Annotated in this window: 16 protein-coding genes; 7 read left to right on the plus strand and 9 right to left on the minus strand. The window is 71.7% G+C overall.

Annotated features, from left to right (window positions below; genetic code table 11):
• Positions 1 to 5: 5 nt before the first annotated feature.
• Complete coding sequence (locus DEJ43_RS18495; RefSeq protein WP_015034916.1) at positions 6 to 866, minus strand: Cof-type HAD-IIB family hydrolase; 861 nt, start codon at positions 864 to 866, stop codon at positions 6 to 8.
• 260 nt (positions 867 to 1,126) lie between these two features.
• Between DEJ43_RS18495 and DEJ43_RS38145 the strand changes: the two genes are divergently transcribed.
• Positions 1,127 to 1,882 (plus strand): DUF6083 domain-containing protein, encoded by a 756-nt coding sequence (locus DEJ43_RS38145; protein WP_233448067.1) that lies wholly within the window; start codon positions 1,127 to 1,129, stop codon positions 1,880 to 1,882.
• Here the strand turns inward: DEJ43_RS38145 and DEJ43_RS18505 are convergent.
• The 6 genes from DEJ43_RS18505 to DEJ43_RS18530 all read right to left on the minus strand — a co-directional run bounded on the left by DEJ43_RS18505 (position 1,791) and on the right by DEJ43_RS18530 (position 7,574).
• Positions 1,791 to 2,684, minus strand: coding sequence for an LLM class flavin-dependent oxidoreductase (locus tag DEJ43_RS18505; protein ID WP_015034918.1), 894 nt, complete (start codon positions 2,682 to 2,684; stop codon positions 1,791 to 1,793). The genes DEJ43_RS38145 and DEJ43_RS18505 overlap by 92 nt on opposite strands.
• An 88-nt stretch (positions 2,685 to 2,772) precedes the next feature.
• Positions 2,773 to 3,225: a hypothetical protein gene (locus DEJ43_RS18510; RefSeq protein ID WP_041664043.1), complete on the minus strand. Its 453-nt coding sequence runs from the start codon at positions 3,223 to 3,225 to the stop codon at positions 2,773 to 2,775.
• Between the two features lie 15 nt (positions 3,226 to 3,240).
• On the minus strand, positions 3,241 to 3,801 hold the full coding sequence (locus DEJ43_RS18515) for an RNA 2'-phosphotransferase (RefSeq protein WP_015034920.1): 561 nt from the start codon (positions 3,799 to 3,801) through the stop codon (positions 3,241 to 3,243).
• A 123-nt stretch (positions 3,802 to 3,924) separates the two neighbouring features.
• Positions 3,925 to 4,872, minus strand: coding sequence for a MerR family transcriptional regulator (locus DEJ43_RS18520; RefSeq protein WP_041664044.1), 948 nt, complete (start codon positions 4,870 to 4,872; stop codon positions 3,925 to 3,927).
• Positions 4,873 to 4,947: 75 nt separating this feature from the next.
• Positions 4,948 to 6,741, minus strand: a complete 1,794-nt coding sequence (locus tag DEJ43_RS18525) for an SDR family oxidoreductase (protein ID WP_015034922.1) — start codon at positions 6,739 to 6,741, stop codon at positions 4,948 to 4,950.
• On the minus strand, positions 6,741 to 7,574 hold the full coding sequence (locus DEJ43_RS18530; RefSeq protein WP_233447963.1) for a M24 family metallopeptidase: 834 nt from the start codon (positions 7,572 to 7,574) through the stop codon (positions 6,741 to 6,743). Before DEJ43_RS18530 ends, DEJ43_RS18525 begins: the two co-directional genes overlap by 1 nt.
• A gap of 275 nt (positions 7,575 to 7,849) precedes the next feature.
• On the opposite strand from DEJ43_RS18530, the gene DEJ43_RS18535 reads away from it, so the two are divergent.
• Genes DEJ43_RS18535 through DEJ43_RS18550 form a run of 4 tightly spaced genes read left to right on the plus strand, consistent with a single transcriptional unit; the run spans position 7,850 to position 11,409 of the window.
• Complete coding sequence (locus DEJ43_RS18535; protein ID WP_041664045.1) at positions 7,850 to 8,815, plus strand: ABC transporter ATP-binding protein; 966 nt, start codon at positions 7,850 to 7,852, stop codon at positions 8,813 to 8,815.
• Positions 8,812 to 9,714, plus strand: a complete 903-nt coding sequence (locus DEJ43_RS18540) for an ABC transporter permease (protein ID WP_015034925.1) — start codon at positions 8,812 to 8,814, stop codon at positions 9,712 to 9,714. Before DEJ43_RS18535 ends, DEJ43_RS18540 begins: the two co-directional genes overlap by 4 nt.
• 49 nt (positions 9,715 to 9,763) lie before the next feature.
• Entirely contained in the window at positions 9,764 to 10,675 is a 912-nt protein-coding gene (locus DEJ43_RS18545) for an ABC transporter ATP-binding protein (protein WP_015034926.1), read from the plus strand.
• Positions 10,676 to 10,689: 14 nt separating this feature from the next.
• On the plus strand, positions 10,690 to 11,409 hold the full coding sequence (locus DEJ43_RS18550) for an ABC transporter permease (protein ID WP_015034927.1): 720 nt from the start codon (positions 10,690 to 10,692) through the stop codon (positions 11,407 to 11,409).
• Between the two features lie 83 nt (positions 11,410 to 11,492).
• Here the strand turns inward: DEJ43_RS18550 and DEJ43_RS18555 are convergent, their stop codons facing one another.
• Positions 11,493 to 12,779, minus strand: coding sequence for a CynX/NimT family MFS transporter (locus DEJ43_RS18555; protein ID WP_015034928.1), 1,287 nt, complete (start codon positions 12,777 to 12,779; stop codon positions 11,493 to 11,495).
• Positions 12,779 to 13,528 (minus strand): FadR/GntR family transcriptional regulator, encoded by a 750-nt coding sequence (locus DEJ43_RS18560; RefSeq protein ID WP_015034929.1) that lies wholly within the window; start codon positions 13,526 to 13,528, stop codon positions 12,779 to 12,781. The genes DEJ43_RS18555 and DEJ43_RS18560 overlap by 1 nt, the downstream gene beginning before the upstream one ends.
• Positions 13,529 to 13,649: 121 nt before the next feature.
• Between DEJ43_RS18560 and lpdA the strand changes: the two genes are divergently transcribed.
• Together lpdA and DEJ43_RS18570 are read left to right on the plus strand one after the other, a co-directional pair.
• Entirely contained in the window at positions 13,650 to 15,053 is a 1,404-nt protein-coding gene (lpdA, locus tag DEJ43_RS18565) for a dihydrolipoyl dehydrogenase (protein ID WP_015034930.1), read from the plus strand.
• A gap of 35 nt (positions 15,054 to 15,088) precedes the next feature.
• The gene (locus tag DEJ43_RS18570; protein WP_015034931.1) at positions 15,089 to 15,763 is read left to right on the plus strand and encodes a rhomboid-like protein; all 675 of its coding nucleotides are present in this window, start codon (positions 15,089 to 15,091) and stop codon (positions 15,761 to 15,763) included.
• Positions 15,764 to 15,820: the final 57 nt, after the last annotated feature.

Below are 15,820 nucleotides of genomic sequence, written 5' to 3' on the forward strand. Positions count from 1 at the left end.
GCCCGCTAGCTCGTGGCGGACACCTCGGCCACGAGCTGCTCGATGACGACGGCGACCCCGTCGTCCATGTTGCCGACGGTACGGCCGGAGGCGGCGGCGATCACCTCGGGGTGGGCGTTGCCCATGGCGTACCCGCGGCCCGCCCAGCTGAGCATCTCGATGTCGTTGGGCATGTCGCCGAAGGCCACGACCTCCTCGGCCGTGATGCCGCGCTCGGCGCAGCACCGGGCCAGCGTGGACGCCTTGGAGACGCCGAGCCCGCTGATCTCGATGAGGGCGGTGGGGCTGGACCGGGTGAAGGAGGCCTGGTCCCCGGCGGCCTCCCGGGCGACGGCGAGGAACACGTCGGGGTCGAGCTCCGGGTGCTGGGCGAGCAGCTTCAGGACGGGCGCCGCGGCGCCGGGCGCCTCCTCGAAGAGGAGCTTCTCGGCGGTGGCGACGGTCGCGCCGGGGTCGAGGAAGAACGGCGGGTAATCGGGCTCGTAGTGGATGCCGGTGGTGAGCTCCACCGCGAAGGAGGTCCCCGGCGCGGCCGCGCGCAGGGCCTTGACCACGGCGAGGGCGGCGGGCCGCTCCAGCGGGCGGACCTCCAGGAAGGTGCCCCCGGCGTGGAGGTCGACGACGGCGGCGCCGTTGGCGCAGATCGCCAGGCCGTGGCCGTGGACGTGGTCGCTGACGACGTCCATCCAGCGGGCGGGGCGGCCGGTGACGAAGAAGACCTCGATCCCCGCCCGCTCGGCCGCGGCGAGGGCGGCGACCGTGCGCGCGGAGACGGACTTGTCGTCGCGCAGCAGGGTGCCGTCGAGGTCGGTGGCGATCAGCCGGGGCGCCGGGGCGGAGGTGCGGGGGGAATCGGGAGAGGTCACCGCCCCATTCTTCCGCACCGGACGCACGGGCGTGCGGGGAGCCGCACATATGAGTGGTGGATTCGGGTCAGGCGCTGCCCCGGCGGCCGGGTGTTTACGCCCCGACGTGGCCGTAAACGTCCGTTCGTTTTCGGCTGTGGCGGGGAAGATCCCTCGGAGCTGATGGCGTCTCAAGGGGGCGGGGCATGGGCTCGGGCCGGCGAAGCGACGAGTGCGACTCCTGCGGCACGCCGTACGGGACGTGGGTCCCGAGCCTCGGCATGGCCCTGTGCCGGGGGTGCGAGCGGGCCGGAGCGGGACAGGCCGCCCGGGACCCGGTGCTGGTGGGCGAGGTGCTGGCGGGCCTGGTCGACGCGGCGAGGTTCGAGGTCCGCGGGGGGCGCGGCGTACCGGAGCCGCGTCTCGCGGAGGCGGTGCGGGATCTCGGTGCGGGACCCGTGGTCGTACCGGAGCCGCGTCTCCGGGAGGCGGTGCGGGATCTCGGTGCGGGCGCCGTGGTCGTACCGGAGCCGCGTCTCCCGGAGGCCGTGCGGGATCTCGGGCCCGGCCCCGTGGGCGTACCGGAGCCTCGGTCCGGTGGTTCCTCCCCCGCGCCGGCGGGTCCGGCCACCTCGCCGTGCCGCCGCTGCGGGGCCCGTGCCGAGTGGCACCGTACGGTCCGGGGCCGCTGGATTCTGATCGAGCCCGGGGACCTGCCCACCCGCGCCGTCCCCGCGGGCAGCCGCTGGCGCGTGGCGGGGGACGGGACCGCGGTCCAGCTGGGTGCGGCCTGCCGTCCGACACCTGCCGGGTCAGCCACTTCGACGTCTGCGCGGCGGCTCCCGCGCCCGCCGGCTCTCCGGCCCTGCTCGCCCTGTGGCGGGGCCACGCCCGACGCATCGCCTGACGTGGCCGACTCCGCCGTGCGGCCGTGCGGGGTGCCCGTCAGCCCAGCTGGGCGAGGGCCTCGGTGGCGATCTGCTCGAAGACCGCCTGGTCGGCGGCGAAGTCCGAGTCCGGGATCGGCCAGTGGATGACGATCTCGGTGAAGCCGAGATCGCGGTGGCGACCGGCGAAGTCGACGAAGGCGTCCAGGGACTCCAGCGGGCGGCTCCGGTCCGGGGTGAAGCCGGTCAGCAGGATCTTGTCGAGCTCGTCCACGTCCCGGCCGGTCTCGGCGCACGCCTTGCCGAGCTTCTCGATCTGGCCGCGCAGGGCGGCCACCGACTGCTCGGGGGTGCCCTCATCGAAGATCTTCGGGTCCCCGGTCGTCACCCACGCCTGCCCGTACCGCGCGGCCAGCTTGAGCCCGCGCGGCCCGGTCGCCGCCACCGCGAACGGCAGCCTCGGGCGCTGGACGCAGCCGGGGATGTTCCGGGCCTCGTCGGCCGAGTAGAAGGTGCCCCGCTGGGTCACCGCCTCCTCGGTGAGCAGCCGGTCGAGCAGGGCCACGAACTCGCCGAAGCGGTCCGCCCGCTCCTTCGGCGACCACGGCTCCTGCCCCAGCGCGGTGGCGTCGAAGCCGTTGCCGCCCGCGCCGATGCCGAGGGTGATCCGCCCGTCGGAGACGTCGTCGAGGGCCATCAGCTCCTTGGCCAGGGTGACCGGGTGCCGGAAGTTCGGGGAGGTCACGAGCGTGCCGAGCCGGATCCGCTCGGTGGCCGTCGCCGCCGCGGTGAGCGTGGGCAGTGCTCCGAACCAGGGGCCGTCCCGGAAGGTCCGCCAGGACAGGTGGTCGTAGGTGTACGCGGCGTGGAACCCGAGGTCCTCGGCCCGCCGCCAGGTCTTCTGCCCCTCGCTCCATCGGTGGATGGGGAGGATCACCGTACTCAAGCGCATGACGCCACGATACGCGCGCGGGGGCGCCCCGCCCCGGGGCGGAGAGACGGGCTTCGCGGGACCCGCGCGGGGCCGGCGGGCCCGGTCGTCAGCGGACGCGGCTGCTCAGCCAGGGGGTGAGCGTGGCGTCGGGGACGAGTTCCTTGTACGTCTCGTCGCCGGGCAGCGGGACGACCAGCCACCAGCCGGGCGGGAAGAGACGGCCCTTCACATGGGCGAGGCCGCCGTGGACGGACCGGAGGAAGGCGGGAACGGCGTCGCGGGGCACGTCCGCGAACTCGATGCCGTCCACGAAGATCCTGGCGTCGTCCTCGGGGAAGATCTGGACGGTGACCGAGGGGGACCCGCCGAGCTCGACGTAGGCCTCGTGCGGAAGCGAGCCGTCCGGGTCGAGGACGGTGAAGGCGCCGGACGAGGTGCGCCGGGACGTCTGGTCCGCGCCGATGTCGTCGGTCACCGTCATCTCCAGGCCGAACTCCCGGGCGATCTCGCGGATGGCGGTGACGGCCGCTTCGGTACTGGGCAGGTGCGGGTGAGCCATGGAGGCGATCATGCCTCAGTCGGGAAATCGGAGGAACTGCGGCGGGACGGCGTCCGCCAGCCAGACCCCGTTGGCGCTGACGCGGAAGACGTGCCCGGCCCGGTGCATGGCGCCGGCGTCGACGCTGATCACGATCGGCCGTCCGCGGCGGGCACCGACCCGGGTGGCGGTCTCCCGGTCGGGGGAGAGGTGCACGTGGTGGCGGGCCATGGGGCGCAGCCCCTCCGCCCGGATCGCGGGAAGCCGGTCCGCGACCGTACCGTGGTAGAGGTACGCGGGCGGTTCGGCGGCCGGCAGGTCCAGGTCGACCTCGATCGTGTGGCCCTGGCTGGCGCGGATGCGGGTGCCCTCGATCGCGAAGCGCTTCTTGTCGTTGGTCGCGACGACGTGGTCGAGTTCCTCGCGGGTGACGGGGAAGCCGCCCCGCGCGGTGGCCTGGAGCAGGGCGTCGATCTCGGTCCAGCCCTGGGCGTCGAGGACGAGGCCGATGCGCTCGGGCTGGTGGCGGAGATGCTTGGAGAGGTACTTCGAGATCTTCACCGTGCGGCGTTCGTCCGGTGGTTGGGGTCGGGTCATTCCGTCAGGATGGCGGAGGCCGGAGCGCCGGACCAGCCATTTTGGGCAGGCAGGTTTGATCCACAGCCAAAGTGAGTTATCCACAGGCCAGTTGAGAATTCTGTGGACAACAGCCCTGGCATTTCAGGTGGATTGAGTAATTTCGTTGTTTATGTGGTGATTTGAGGCAAGGGTATCCAATGCCCTTTTATGGACCTCGCGTTCCGTGGCGGCGGCGACGAAGGCGGTGACCCCCTCCGGACCCACCAGATCCTGAACGGCCCGCACCGTCCCGGCCGGTAGCGAAACGGGCCGCGGCTCGTCGTCCCTCGCCGGGAGCGCGTCCGGCGACAGATGGAGCTGCAGATGCCGGGTGGCCAACAGGCGCATCGCCCGCGCCAGTTCGGCGTCCACGGTCTGCTGGGCGAGCGGCCGGAGCCGCCGCACCATCGTCGCCGCCTCGGCCGCGTCCGCGTCCGTCGGCGGGCGGTGCTCCAGATAGCGCGCGAAGACGTGCTCGGTCGTGAACTCCAGGAAACGGGACGCTATGTGCTCCACCTGGTCCCGAAGCTCCCTCAGATGTCCGGTGATTGCCGGAAGCGGCACTCCCGCCGCGTACAACTCGGCGGCCACCGCCAGCTCCTGGGGGCTCGGTACCAGGTACTCCTCGCCCTCCCGGTCCGGCAGCCGCTCCAGTACGCCGAGCTCGACGGCCTCCCGGATGGCGTCCTCGTCCGGCGTGCCGCCGAAGCGGGCGTCCAGCTCCGCGCGGGAGATCCGGTCCGCCTCCTCGTCCGTCCACGGGCCGTGCACCTCGGCGACCAGACCGAGCACGCCACCGAGTCCACGGCCGGTGTCCCAGGCCTCAAGGAGCTCCTTGATCGAGGCCAGGGTGTAGCCCCGGTCGAGGAGGTCGGCGATCTGCCGGAGCCGCGCGAGGTGCGCGTCTCCGTACACGTTCGACCTGCCCCGTCGCTCCGGGCGGGGCAGCAGCCCGCGGTCCTGGTAGGCGCGGATGGTCCGGACCGTGGCCCCGCTGTGGTGGGCGAGATCCTCGATCCGGTACTCCGGCTGTGCTGACTGCTCGGACAAACCCGCTCCCACCGACCGTTCGCTCCACCCCACCGCCGCGGGGCCCCTCCTGGAAGGGATCGTACGACCGTCCGGCTACGCCGGCGGCTGCCACCGGGCGAAGGCCCGCAGCGTTCCCGGGCTGAGCCGGGACAGGAAGTGCACGCCCCGGGCCTCGGGCGTCACCGGCACGACCGCGCGGTCGTGCAGCACCGCGTCCAGGATCGCGTCGGCGACCTTCTCCGGCGGGAAGTTCCGCAGGCCGTACAGCCGGGACGCCTTCGTCTGGCGCCGCTTCTCCTCCCCCGCGTCCGACACTCCGGCGAACCGCGTGGTCGCCGTGATGTTGGTGTTGACGATGCCGGGGCATATCGCGGACACCCCGATGCCCTGGCCCGCCAGTTCGGCGCGCAGACACTCGCTGAGCATCAGCACCGCCGCCTTCGACGTGCTGTACGCGGGCAGGGCGCGGGAAGGCTGGAAGGCGGCCGCGGAGGCGGTGTTGACGATGTGGCCGCCCTGGCCGCGCGCGGTCATCTGCGCCCCGAAGACCCGGCAGCCGTGGATCACACCCCACAGATTGACGTCCAGGACCCGCTTCCACTCCTCGCTCGTCGTGTCGAAGAAGGAGCCGGTGAGCCCGATGCCCGCGTTGTTGACGAGGACGTCGACGACGCCGTACTCGCTCGCGACCTTGGCGGCGAGCTTCTCCATCGCCTGCTCGTCGGCGACGTCCACCGTCTCGCCCCAGGCCTCCGGGGCGCCGATCAGCCGGGCCATCTCGGCCGTCCTGACCGCCCCTTCGGCGTCCCGGTCGACGGCCACGACCCGGGCGCCGGCCTCGGCGAAGGCGAACGCGGTGGCCCGCCCGATGCCGCTGGCCGCCCCGGTCACCAGGACCAGCTGGCCGCCGAACCGCTCCGCGTGGGCCGGCTTCACACCGCTCTTCACCGCCGTCGCCGCGACCGGCTTCGGCGCCTTGGTCGCCGGTTCCTCGTTGGCCCGGACGAACTCGCCGATCCACGCGGACAGCTGGTCCGGCCGGGTGCGCGGCACCCAGTGCTTGGCGGGCAGCGTGCGCCGGGTCAGATCGGGCGCCCAGCTGCCCAGGTCGTCGTAGAGCCGCTCGGAGAGGAAGGCGTCACCGGTCGGCGTGATCAGCTGCACGGGCACGTGCGCGAACGCGTCGGGGCGCGGCCTGCCGAGACGGGCGCGGACGTTGTCCCGGTAGAGCCAGGCGCCGTGCGCCGCGTCGCTCGGCAGCGACGGCGTCGGGTACGCGCCGGCCGGGACCTTCTCGACGCGCTCCAGGATCTTCGGCCACCGCCTGCCGAGCGGGCCGCGCCAGGCGAGCTCCGGCAGCACGGGCGTGTGCAGCATGTACACGTACCAGGACTTGGCGCCCTGGCCGAGGAGCTGACCGACCCGGCGCGGGGTGGGCCGGGTCATCCGCTGCTTGATCCAGTGCCCGAAGTGGTCGAGGGACGGCCCCGACATCGAGGTGAAGGACGCGATGCGGCCCTCGGTGCGCCGGACGGTGACGAATTCCCAGGACTGCACCGATCCCCAGTCGTGACCGACGAGGTGGACTGGCCGGTCCGGGCTGACGGCGTCGGCGACCGCGAGGAAGTCGTCCGTCAGCTTCTCCAGGGTGAAGCCGCCGCGCAGCGGGGCGGGCGCGGTCGAACGGCCGTGGCCCCGCACGTCGTAGAGCACCACGTGGAAGTCCTCGGCGAGCCGGACCGCGACCTCCGACCAGACCTCCTTGGAGTCCGGGTACCCGTGCACGAGGACGACGGTGGGCCGGCCCCGCTCGCCGAGCTCGGCGACACACAGCTCTATCCCGCCCGTACGGACCCAGCGCTCCCGCGCTCCCTCGAGCCCTGCCATCAGACCGCCCCCTCGTTCCAGCGCCGCACGTGCGGCAGATTGTCGTCCAGCCAGAACGCGCTCTGCTCGGGGTCCCGGGAGTCGGTGACGACCAGGATCTCCTCGAACTTCGCGCCCGTCCCCCGGAATCCGAGGTGCGGCTCGACCGCCCAGAGGCCCGGCCTCGGCGGGTGGTCGGAGAACTTGTACGGCGACCAGAGCGGCGACCAGCCGTCGCGGTGGCCGTGCAGGGCGTCGCTCGCGAGGCCCTTGAGCGACTGGGTGCCGAAGCCGAAGAGCGTCGGCGACCAGCGGCGCTCCTTCACCCGGTCGATCTTGTGGGCGATGACGCCGAAAGGATAGGCCCGGTGCCGGTTCGCGTATCCCTGGCGGACCATGAGCCGGTCCACGTCCTCGTAGATCTCGCGGAGCGGGCGGCGCTCGCGGACCTCGCGCAGGATCAGCTCGCGGTGGTCCTTCAGATCGGCGAGCAGCTTGTCGTGCAGGGGGTTGAGGCCCAGGCAGCCGCTGTAGCCGATGTCGGCCGTGTGGCCCTTGTAGACCGGGGCCATGTCGAGGATGAAGGGCATCCCGGCTTCCAGGCGCCGGTTGGTCGGGAAGAACTGCAGCGGGATCTTGAAGTCGACGAAGGCCGTGCGGTCCCCGAACCAGGCGAACGGCCGGTGGAACCAGTCCCGCACCCCCCGCTCGTACAGCCATTCGCGCTGCATCCGCGCGGCCTCGCGCTCGGTCACCCCCGGCTTGAGCTGTGCGGCGACGGCCTCCGCGCACGCGTAGGAGAGCCGCTGCACTTCTCTGAATCCCCGCAGCTCCGCGGAGAGTTCGCCTGTCATCGCTGAGGCCATGCCACCCGCCGTCCCGTGTGAGCGCCCGACTGCGCTACGCGTCCGTAACTTGACACCGATGAATGTGACAATGCCCGGCGGCTGCGTCAAGGGGTCCGACGGCACCCTGTGGAAAACCCACCGGCGGACCGTCCGGCCGGGCCGGTGGAAAAGACTTTCGTCGCGACCTCCCCTACTGGCTTGTAATCCTCTGGTCGGACAAGGATCGAGCCGTTGGGCTGACGACCGCTGTGGCGCACACCACTACCGTCGAAGGCGTGACTGTGATCGCGACCGAAAGCCTCAGCAAGCGGTTCCCCCGGGTGACCGCTCTTGACCGGCTCTCCCTGGACATCGGACCCGGTGTGACCGGACTCGTGGGTGCCAACGGAGCCGGCAAGTCCACCATGATCAAAATCCTGCTCGGACTCTCCCCCGCCACGGAGGGCCGCGCCGAGGTCCTGGGCATGGACGTCCGGACCTCCGGCGCCCAGATCCGTGAGCGCGTGGGATACATGCCCGAGCACGACTGCCTCCCGCCGGACGTCTCGGCCACCGAGTTCGTCGTCCACATGGCGCGCATGTCCGGCCTGCCCGCGACCGCCGCCCGCGAGCGGACCGCCGACACCCTGCGCCACGTCGGGCTGTACGAGGAGCGGTACCGCCCCATGGGCGGCTACTCGACGGGCATGAAGCAGCGGGTGAAGCTGGCCCAGGCCCTGGTCCACGACCCCAAGCTGGTCCTCCTCGACGAGCCGACCAACGGCCTCGACCCGGTCGGCCGGGACGAGATGCTCGGACTGATCCGCCGGGTCTGGACCGACTTCGGCATCTCCGTCCTCGTCACCTCGCACCTCCTCGGCGAGCTGGAGCGCACCTGCGACCACGTCGTCGTCATCGACGGCGGCCGGCTCCTGCGCTCCAGCTCCACCAGCGACTTCACCCGGACCACCACGACGCTCGCCGTCGAGGTCACCGACTCCGACACCCACCCCGACGGCACGGGGGCGCTCCGCGCGGCCCTCGCCGCCGCGGGCGTCACCCTCCACGCGGGAGTGGAGGAGGGCCTGCCCGGCGCCGGCCACATCCTGCTCCTGGAGGCCCCGGGCGAGGAGACGTACGACCTCGTGCGGGACACCGTCGCCGGCCTCGGCCTCGGTCTCGTCCGCATGGAGCAGCGCCGCCACCACATCGCCGAGGTCTTCCGCCCCGAGGCGTCCCCGCAGCAGGAGGAGGTGCAGGCCCGATGAGCACCCCCGCGCCCCAGGCCGCTCCCGACACGACCCGCATCCACAACATCGGCTACCGCTCCTACGACGGCCCGCGGCTCGGCCGGGCGTACGCGCGCAGGTCGCTGTTCTCGCAGTCGCTGCGCGGCGCGTACGGCCTCGGCCGCAGCGCCAAGTCCAAGGTGCTGCCGATGCTGCTCTTCGGCGTGATGTGCGTGCCCGCGCTGATCATCGTCGCGGTCGCGGTCGTCACCAAGCAGACCAAGCTGTCGATCGAGTACACCCAGTACGCGATCTTCCTGCAGGTCGTCATCGGCATCTACCTGGCCTCGCAGGCACCGCAGTCGGTCTCCCGCGACCTGCGGTTCAGGACCGTGCCGCTCTACTTCTCGCGGCCGATCGAGCGCGTGGACTACGTGCTCGCCAAGTTCGGCGCGATGGCCTCGGCGCTCTTCCTGCTGACCTCGGTCCCGCTCCTCATCCTCTGGATCGGCTCGCTGCTCGCCAAGATGGACTTCGGCACCCAGACGCAGATGTTCGGCCAGGGACTGCTCTCCGTGATCCTGCTCTCGCTGCTCTTCGGCGGCATCGGCCTCGTCATGGCGGCCCTCACCCCGCGCCGCGGCTTCGGCGTCGCCGCCGTGATCGCCGTCCTGACCATCTCGTACGGAGCGGTCTCGACGCTCCAGGGCATCGCGTACGGCACGGACAATCTGGGCGCCATCTCCTGGCTCGGCCTGTTCTCGCCGATCACGCTCATCGACGGCGTGCAGACCGCCTTCCTCGGCGCGCCCTCCTCCTTCCCCGGAGGCGAGGGACCGGGCGCCGGTGTCGGCGCGGTCTATCTGCTGGTCGTCCTCGCGCTCGTCGCCGGCTCGTACGGCATCCTGATGCGCCGCTACCGAAAGGTCGGGCTGTGAGCGCCCTCCCGTCGCCCGCCATCACCCCTCTAAGGAATGGGCCGCGCCCATGAGCATCCTCTCCATCGACCACGTCTCCCGCTGGTTCGGAAACGTCGTGGCCGTGAACGACGTCACCATGACGGTGGGCCCGGGCGTCACCGGCCTCCTCGGGCCGAACGGCGCGGGGAAGTCCACCCTGATCAACATGATGGGCGGCTTCCTCGACCCGTCCACCGGCAGCGTCACCCTCGACGGGCAGACGATCTGGGGGAACGAGGCGGTCTACCGCGAGATCGGCGTCGTGCCCGAGCGGGAGGCGATGTACGACTTCCTCACCGGCCGCGAGTTCGTCCTGGCCAACGCGGAACTGCAGGGCCTCGGCGCCAAGGAGGCCCAGCGGGCCCTGGCCACCGTCGAGATGGAGTACGCGCAGGACCGCAAGATCTCCACGTACAGCAAGGGCATGCGGCAGCGCGTGAAGATGGCCTCGGCCCTCGTCCACGAGCCGTCCGTGCTGCTGCTCGACGAGCCGTTCAACGGCATGGACCCGCGCCAGCGCATGCAGCTCATGGACCTGCTGCGGCAGATGGGCGCGGACGGCCGTACGGTCCTGTTCTCCTCGCACATCCTGGAGGAGGTCGAGCAACTCGCCTCCCACATCGAGGTGATCGTGGCCGGGCGGCACGCCGCCTCCGGCGACTTCCGCAAGATCCGCCGACTGATGACGGACCGGCCGCACCGCTACCTGGTCCGCTCGAGCGACGACCGGGCACTCGCCGCGGCGCTCATCGCCGACCCGTCCACGGCCGGCATCGAGGTCGACCACGCGGAAGGCGGACTGCGCGTGCAGGCGGTGGACTTCGGCCGCTTCACGGAGCTGCTCCCGAAGGTCGCGCGCGAGCGGGGGATCCGTCTCCTGACGGTCTCGCCCTCGGACGAGTCCCTCGAATCGGTCTTCTCGTACCTCGTCGCGGCCTGAAAGGAGCCTGACCGATGTACAACCCCACAGTCGCCCGGCTCACCTACCGGGCCCTCCTCGGCCGCCGCCGGGCCATGATCCTCTTCCTGCTGCCCGGCATGCTGCTGCTCATCGCCGCGGCGGTGCGCGCGTTCAACGGCGCGGACGACCAGGTCGCGGCCGATGTCCTCGGCGGCTTCGCGCTCGCCACGATGGTGCCGCTGATCGGTGTGATCGCGGGCACGGGCGCGATCGGCCCGGAGATCGACGACGGCTCGATCGTCTATCTGCTGTCCAAGCCGGTGAAGCGGCCCTCGATCATCTTCACGAAGCTGATCGTGGCGATCGCGGTGACGATGGCCTTCTCGGCCGTCCCGACCTTCATCGCCGGGTTCATCCTCAACGGCAACGGCCAGCAGGTGGCCGTGGCGTACACGGTCGCGGCCCTGGTGGCCTCCATCGCCTACAGTGCGCTGTTCCTGCTGCTCGGCACGATCAGCCGGCACGCCGTGGTCATCGGCCTGGTCTACGCCCTGGTGTGGGAGGCCCTGTTCGGCTCCCTGATCGCGGGCGCGCGCACCCTGAGCGTCCAGCAGTGGGCGCTGGCCCTCGCGCAGAAGGTCACCGGCGACGGCCTGATCACCTCCGAGGTCGGACTCACCACGGCGGTGGTGCTCCTCGCGGCGGTCACGATCGTCGCGACCTGGTTCGCCGGCTTCAAGCTCCGCACGCTGAAGCTGGCGGGCGAGGAGTAGGAACCGATGACGCGGTACGGCTCCGAGGCTCGTCGCCCCGCCCCGGGAGGGCCACCCGGGAGCCGTACCGCCCCTGACGTGTCTCAGACCTTCCGGTCGCGGGCGGCGAGCAGACCGACGCCGAGCGCCGTCGCGCAGACGGCGAGGACCACGCAGATCGGCAGCGTCCAGGAGCCGGTGGCCTGGTGCAGGGCACCGGCCGCGAGCGGGCCCGCCGCGGCGAGCAGATAGCCGACGGTCTGCGCCATACCGGAGAGCCGGGCGGCGGTCGCGGCGTCCCCGGCGCGCAGCACGATCAGGGTCAGGGCGAGCCCGACCGCACCGCCCTGGCCGACGCCGAGCACCGCCGACCAGAGCCAGGCGCCCTCCACCGGCGCCACCATCAGACCGGCGTAACCGGCCGCGACGAGCGTCGTGACCAGCACGATCAGCGGTCGCTGGCTTCGCATCCGGCCCGCGAGCAGCGGCACCACGAAGGCGCCGGCGACCTGGATCAGGTTGTTGAAGGCGAAGACCACACCGGCCGTGGAGCGGCTCATCCCGTGGTCGGTGAAGATCGTCGGCATCCAGGCGATCAGCACGTACGACCAGAGCGACTGCAGTCCCATGAAGAGGGTGACCTGCCAGGCCAGGGGCGAGCGCCAGACGCTCACCGGGCGGGCGTCGGCGGCCGGTACGGCCCGTACCTCGTGCCCCGTACGGCCCCGGGCGATCAGCACCTGCGGCAGCCAGGCGAGGGCGGCGACCGCGGCCAGCAGCGACCAGAAGCCCAGCGAGCCCGCCCAGCCGCCGCCGAGCGCCTTCTCCAGCGGCACGGCGGCCGCCGCCGCCACGGTCGCTCCGGCGATCATCGCGCCCGTGTAGACGGAGGTCATCGCGGCCGCCCGGTCGGGGAAGTCCCGCTTGATCAGGCCCGGCATCAGCACGTTGAGCAGGGCGATCGCCGTACCGACCAGGATGCCGCCGCCGTACAGCGCGTACACGGACGGCAGCACGCGCGCGAGGATGCCGACGCCGAGCAGGAGCAGGGCCGCGAACAGCACGCGCTCGGCGCCGAAGCGGCGGCCCAGCCAGGGCGCGACCAGCGCGCCCACGCCGAGGAACAGCACGGGCACCGAGGTGACGAGCGAGCCGGCCGTCGCGGAGAGCCCGTAGGCCCCGGATATCTCGCTGACCAGCGGCGCGACGCTCGCCAGCGCGGCCCGCATGTTCAGGGAGGCCAGCACGATCCCGACCAGGAGCAGGGCCGGGTGGGCGAGCAGGGCCCGCCGGGCCGCCGCCCCCGCCGCCGATCCCAGGACCTCGGCCTCGGCGTCGACCAGTACGGACGTGGGCGCGGGGGAACCCGGCGTACGGGTCTCGGCGGTCATCAGCGGTTCTCCGTCAGCGAGGAGTTCCCCGTGGGCGAGGAGCTTTCCGTCGGCGAGGAGGTCTCCGTCCGCGAGGAGCTCTCCGTGAGTGCCGCGACGGTCTCCATCGGCGCCCGCAGCAGCTCGCGGGCCTGCCGCTCCGCGGTCTCCGGGTCGGCCGCCTCGATCGCCGCCACCAGGGCCTCGTGGGCGTCGATGTCGACCGGGGGCATCTCCCCGTCGCCGAGGGCCTCGACGAGCACCTCGTGGACCTGTGCGGAGAAGAACCGGTACACCTCGACGAAGGCGGCGTTGTGGGTCGCGCCGACGACCGCCAGGTGGAAGGCGAGGTCCGCGTCCGCGTCCCGGTCGCCCTCCTCGCGCAGGGTGGTCAGGGCGGCCCGCAGTCGCAGCAGGTCGTGGGTGTCGCGGCGGGCGGCCGCGAGCCGGGCGGCCTCGGCCTCCAGGGCGACCCGGAGTTCGAGGACGTCGGCCGCGCCCGCGTGCCGGACCCCGCGCAGAACGGCCGCCGGGTCGGCGGTCGACCTGACGAAGGTGCCGTTGCCCTGACGGGATTCGAGCAGGCCCGCGTGGACGAGGACGCGGACCGCCTCGCGGACGGTGTTGCGGCCCACGCCGAGCTGCTGCGCGAGCTCGTGCTCGGTCGGGATGCGGTCGCCGACCGCCCACTCGCCGTCCGTGAGCTGGGTGCGCAGCTGCTCCACGACGGAGTCCACCAGCGAGGTCCGTCCCGCCGCTCTGAGTGCCATGCCGATCAGACCTCCATTTGCCCGGTTGCCCAGTCATCCTACAACTGACCGCGCGGGGGACACCGGACTACTGTGGGCCCGTACGCGGACCGAACACCCTCACCACCCTCGGGAGTCAGTCATGTCAGACCGCTTCGACGTCGTCGTACTCGGAGCTGGCCCCGGCGGCTACGTCGCCGCCATCCGCGCCGCCCAGCTGGGCAAGCGGGTCGCGGTCGTCGAGGAGAAGTACTGGGGCGGTGTCTGCCTGAACGTCGGCTGCATCCCCACCAAGGCACTGCTGCGCAACGCCGAACTGGCCCACATCTTCAATCACGAGGCCAAGACCTTCGGCATCAAGGTCGACGGCACCGTGACCTTCGACTACAGCGAGGCGTTCCGGCGCAGCCGCTCGGTCGCGGACGGCCGCGTCAAGGGCGTCCACTTCCTGATGAAGAAGAACGGGATCACCGAGTTCGACGGCCGGGGAACCTTCCTCGACGCGAACACCCTCCAGGTCGCCAAGTCCGACGGCACCTCGGAGACGATCACGTTCGACAACTGCATCATCGCGACCGGCGCCACCCCGCGCCTGCTCCCGGGCACCGCCCTCAGCGACCGCGTCGTCTCGTACGAGCAGCAGATCCTCGCCGAGGACGCCCCGAAGTCGATCGTCATCGCCGGCGCCGGCGCGATCGGCATCGAGTTCGCGTACGTCCTCAACAACTACGGCACCAAGGTCACGATCGTCGAGTTCCTCGACCGCATCGCGCCGCTGGAGGACGAAGAGGTCTCCAAGGAGCTCGCGAAGCAGTACCGCAAGCTCGGCATCGACGTCCTGACCTCCACCCGGGTCGAGGCCATCGACGAGTCCGGCCCGCAGGTCCGCGTCACCGTCACCGGCAAGGACGGCGCGAGCAAGGTCCTGGAGGCCGACAAGGTCCTGCAGGCCATCGGCTTCGCCCCGAACGTCACCGGCTACGGCCTCGAGGCCACCGGCGTCGCGCTCACCGAGCGCGGCGCGATCGACGTCGACGGCCGCTGCCGCACCTCCGTGCCGCACATCTACGCCATCGGTGACGTCACCGCGAAGCTGATGCTCGCGCACACCGCCGAGGCCATGGGCGTCATCGCCGCCGAGACCATCGGGGACGCCGAGACGATGGAGCTCGACTACCCGATGATCCCGCGCGCCACCTACTGCCAGCCGCAGATCGCCAGCTTCGGCTGGACCGAGGCGCAGGCCCGCGAGAAGGGCTTCGACGTCAAGGTCGCCAAGTTCCCCTTCGTGGCCAACGGCAAGGCGCACGGTCTCGGCGACGCCACCGGCTTCGTCAAGATCGTCGCCGACGCGAAGTACGGCGAGATCATCGGCGCCCACCTGATCGGCCCCGACGTCACCGAGCTGCTGCCCGAGCTGACCCTGGCCCAGCAGTGGGACCTCACGGTCCACGAGGTCGCGCGGAACGTCCACGCGCACCCGACGCTGGGCGAGGCCGTGAAGGAAGCGATCCACGGCATCGCGGGACACATGATCAATTTCTGAGGTTTCTCCCAGCTTGGGGTGATAGGCACGGGAACGTGCCGATCGAAGCTGGAAACAGCGGAATCCTTCCGGGTGGCGAACCGTCCCGACCGATCAGGTCGTGGGTGCGTTCGTCACCCGGTACGCATGTCTGGCTGGCGGTCATCGCGATCACCAGCCTCGTCATCGCGCTGTCCCCCCAGGGACTCGAGACCTATCTCCTGCACCGCAACAGCAGCAATCTCCACCAGCTGTCCCACCACCCGCTGCGGGCCCTGCTCGGCAGCGCGTTCTGGATCGAGGACCCGGCCGACCTGCTGCTGTACGCGGCGCTGTTCGAGCTGATCCACGCGCCCGTGGAGCGCTGGCTCGGCACGGCGAAATGGCTCTTCGTCGTCGCCACCGCCCATGTCGCGGCGACCCTGATCAGCCAGCAGGTCGTCCTGGTGGCCATCCGCCTCCACGACGTGCCGCGCAGCATGGCGCACGTCGTCGACATCGGCGTCAGCTACGGCCTCGCCGCCTCGGCGGGCATCCTCACCTACCGGCTGCCCAGGCCCTGGCGCTGGCTCTACCTCGCGGCGGTCGTGGCCTTCTTCGTCGTCCCGCTGCTCACCGACCGCACGTACACCGACCTCGGGCACGCGATCTCGCTGGCGATCGGCCTCGCCTGTTACCCGCTCACCCGCGGAAAACCAGTCGCTCCCGAACAGACCCCCGGCGCACACTAGTTGTACGGGGGGCACGGGGGACCTCCCGAAGGGGGGCGGCCGCTTCGAGCGCGCGGA

Source organism: Streptomyces venezuelae ATCC 10712, from assembly GCF_008639165.1.
GTDB classification, from domain to species: Bacteria; Actinomycetota; Actinomycetes; order Streptomycetales; family Streptomycetaceae; genus Streptomyces; species Streptomyces venezuelae.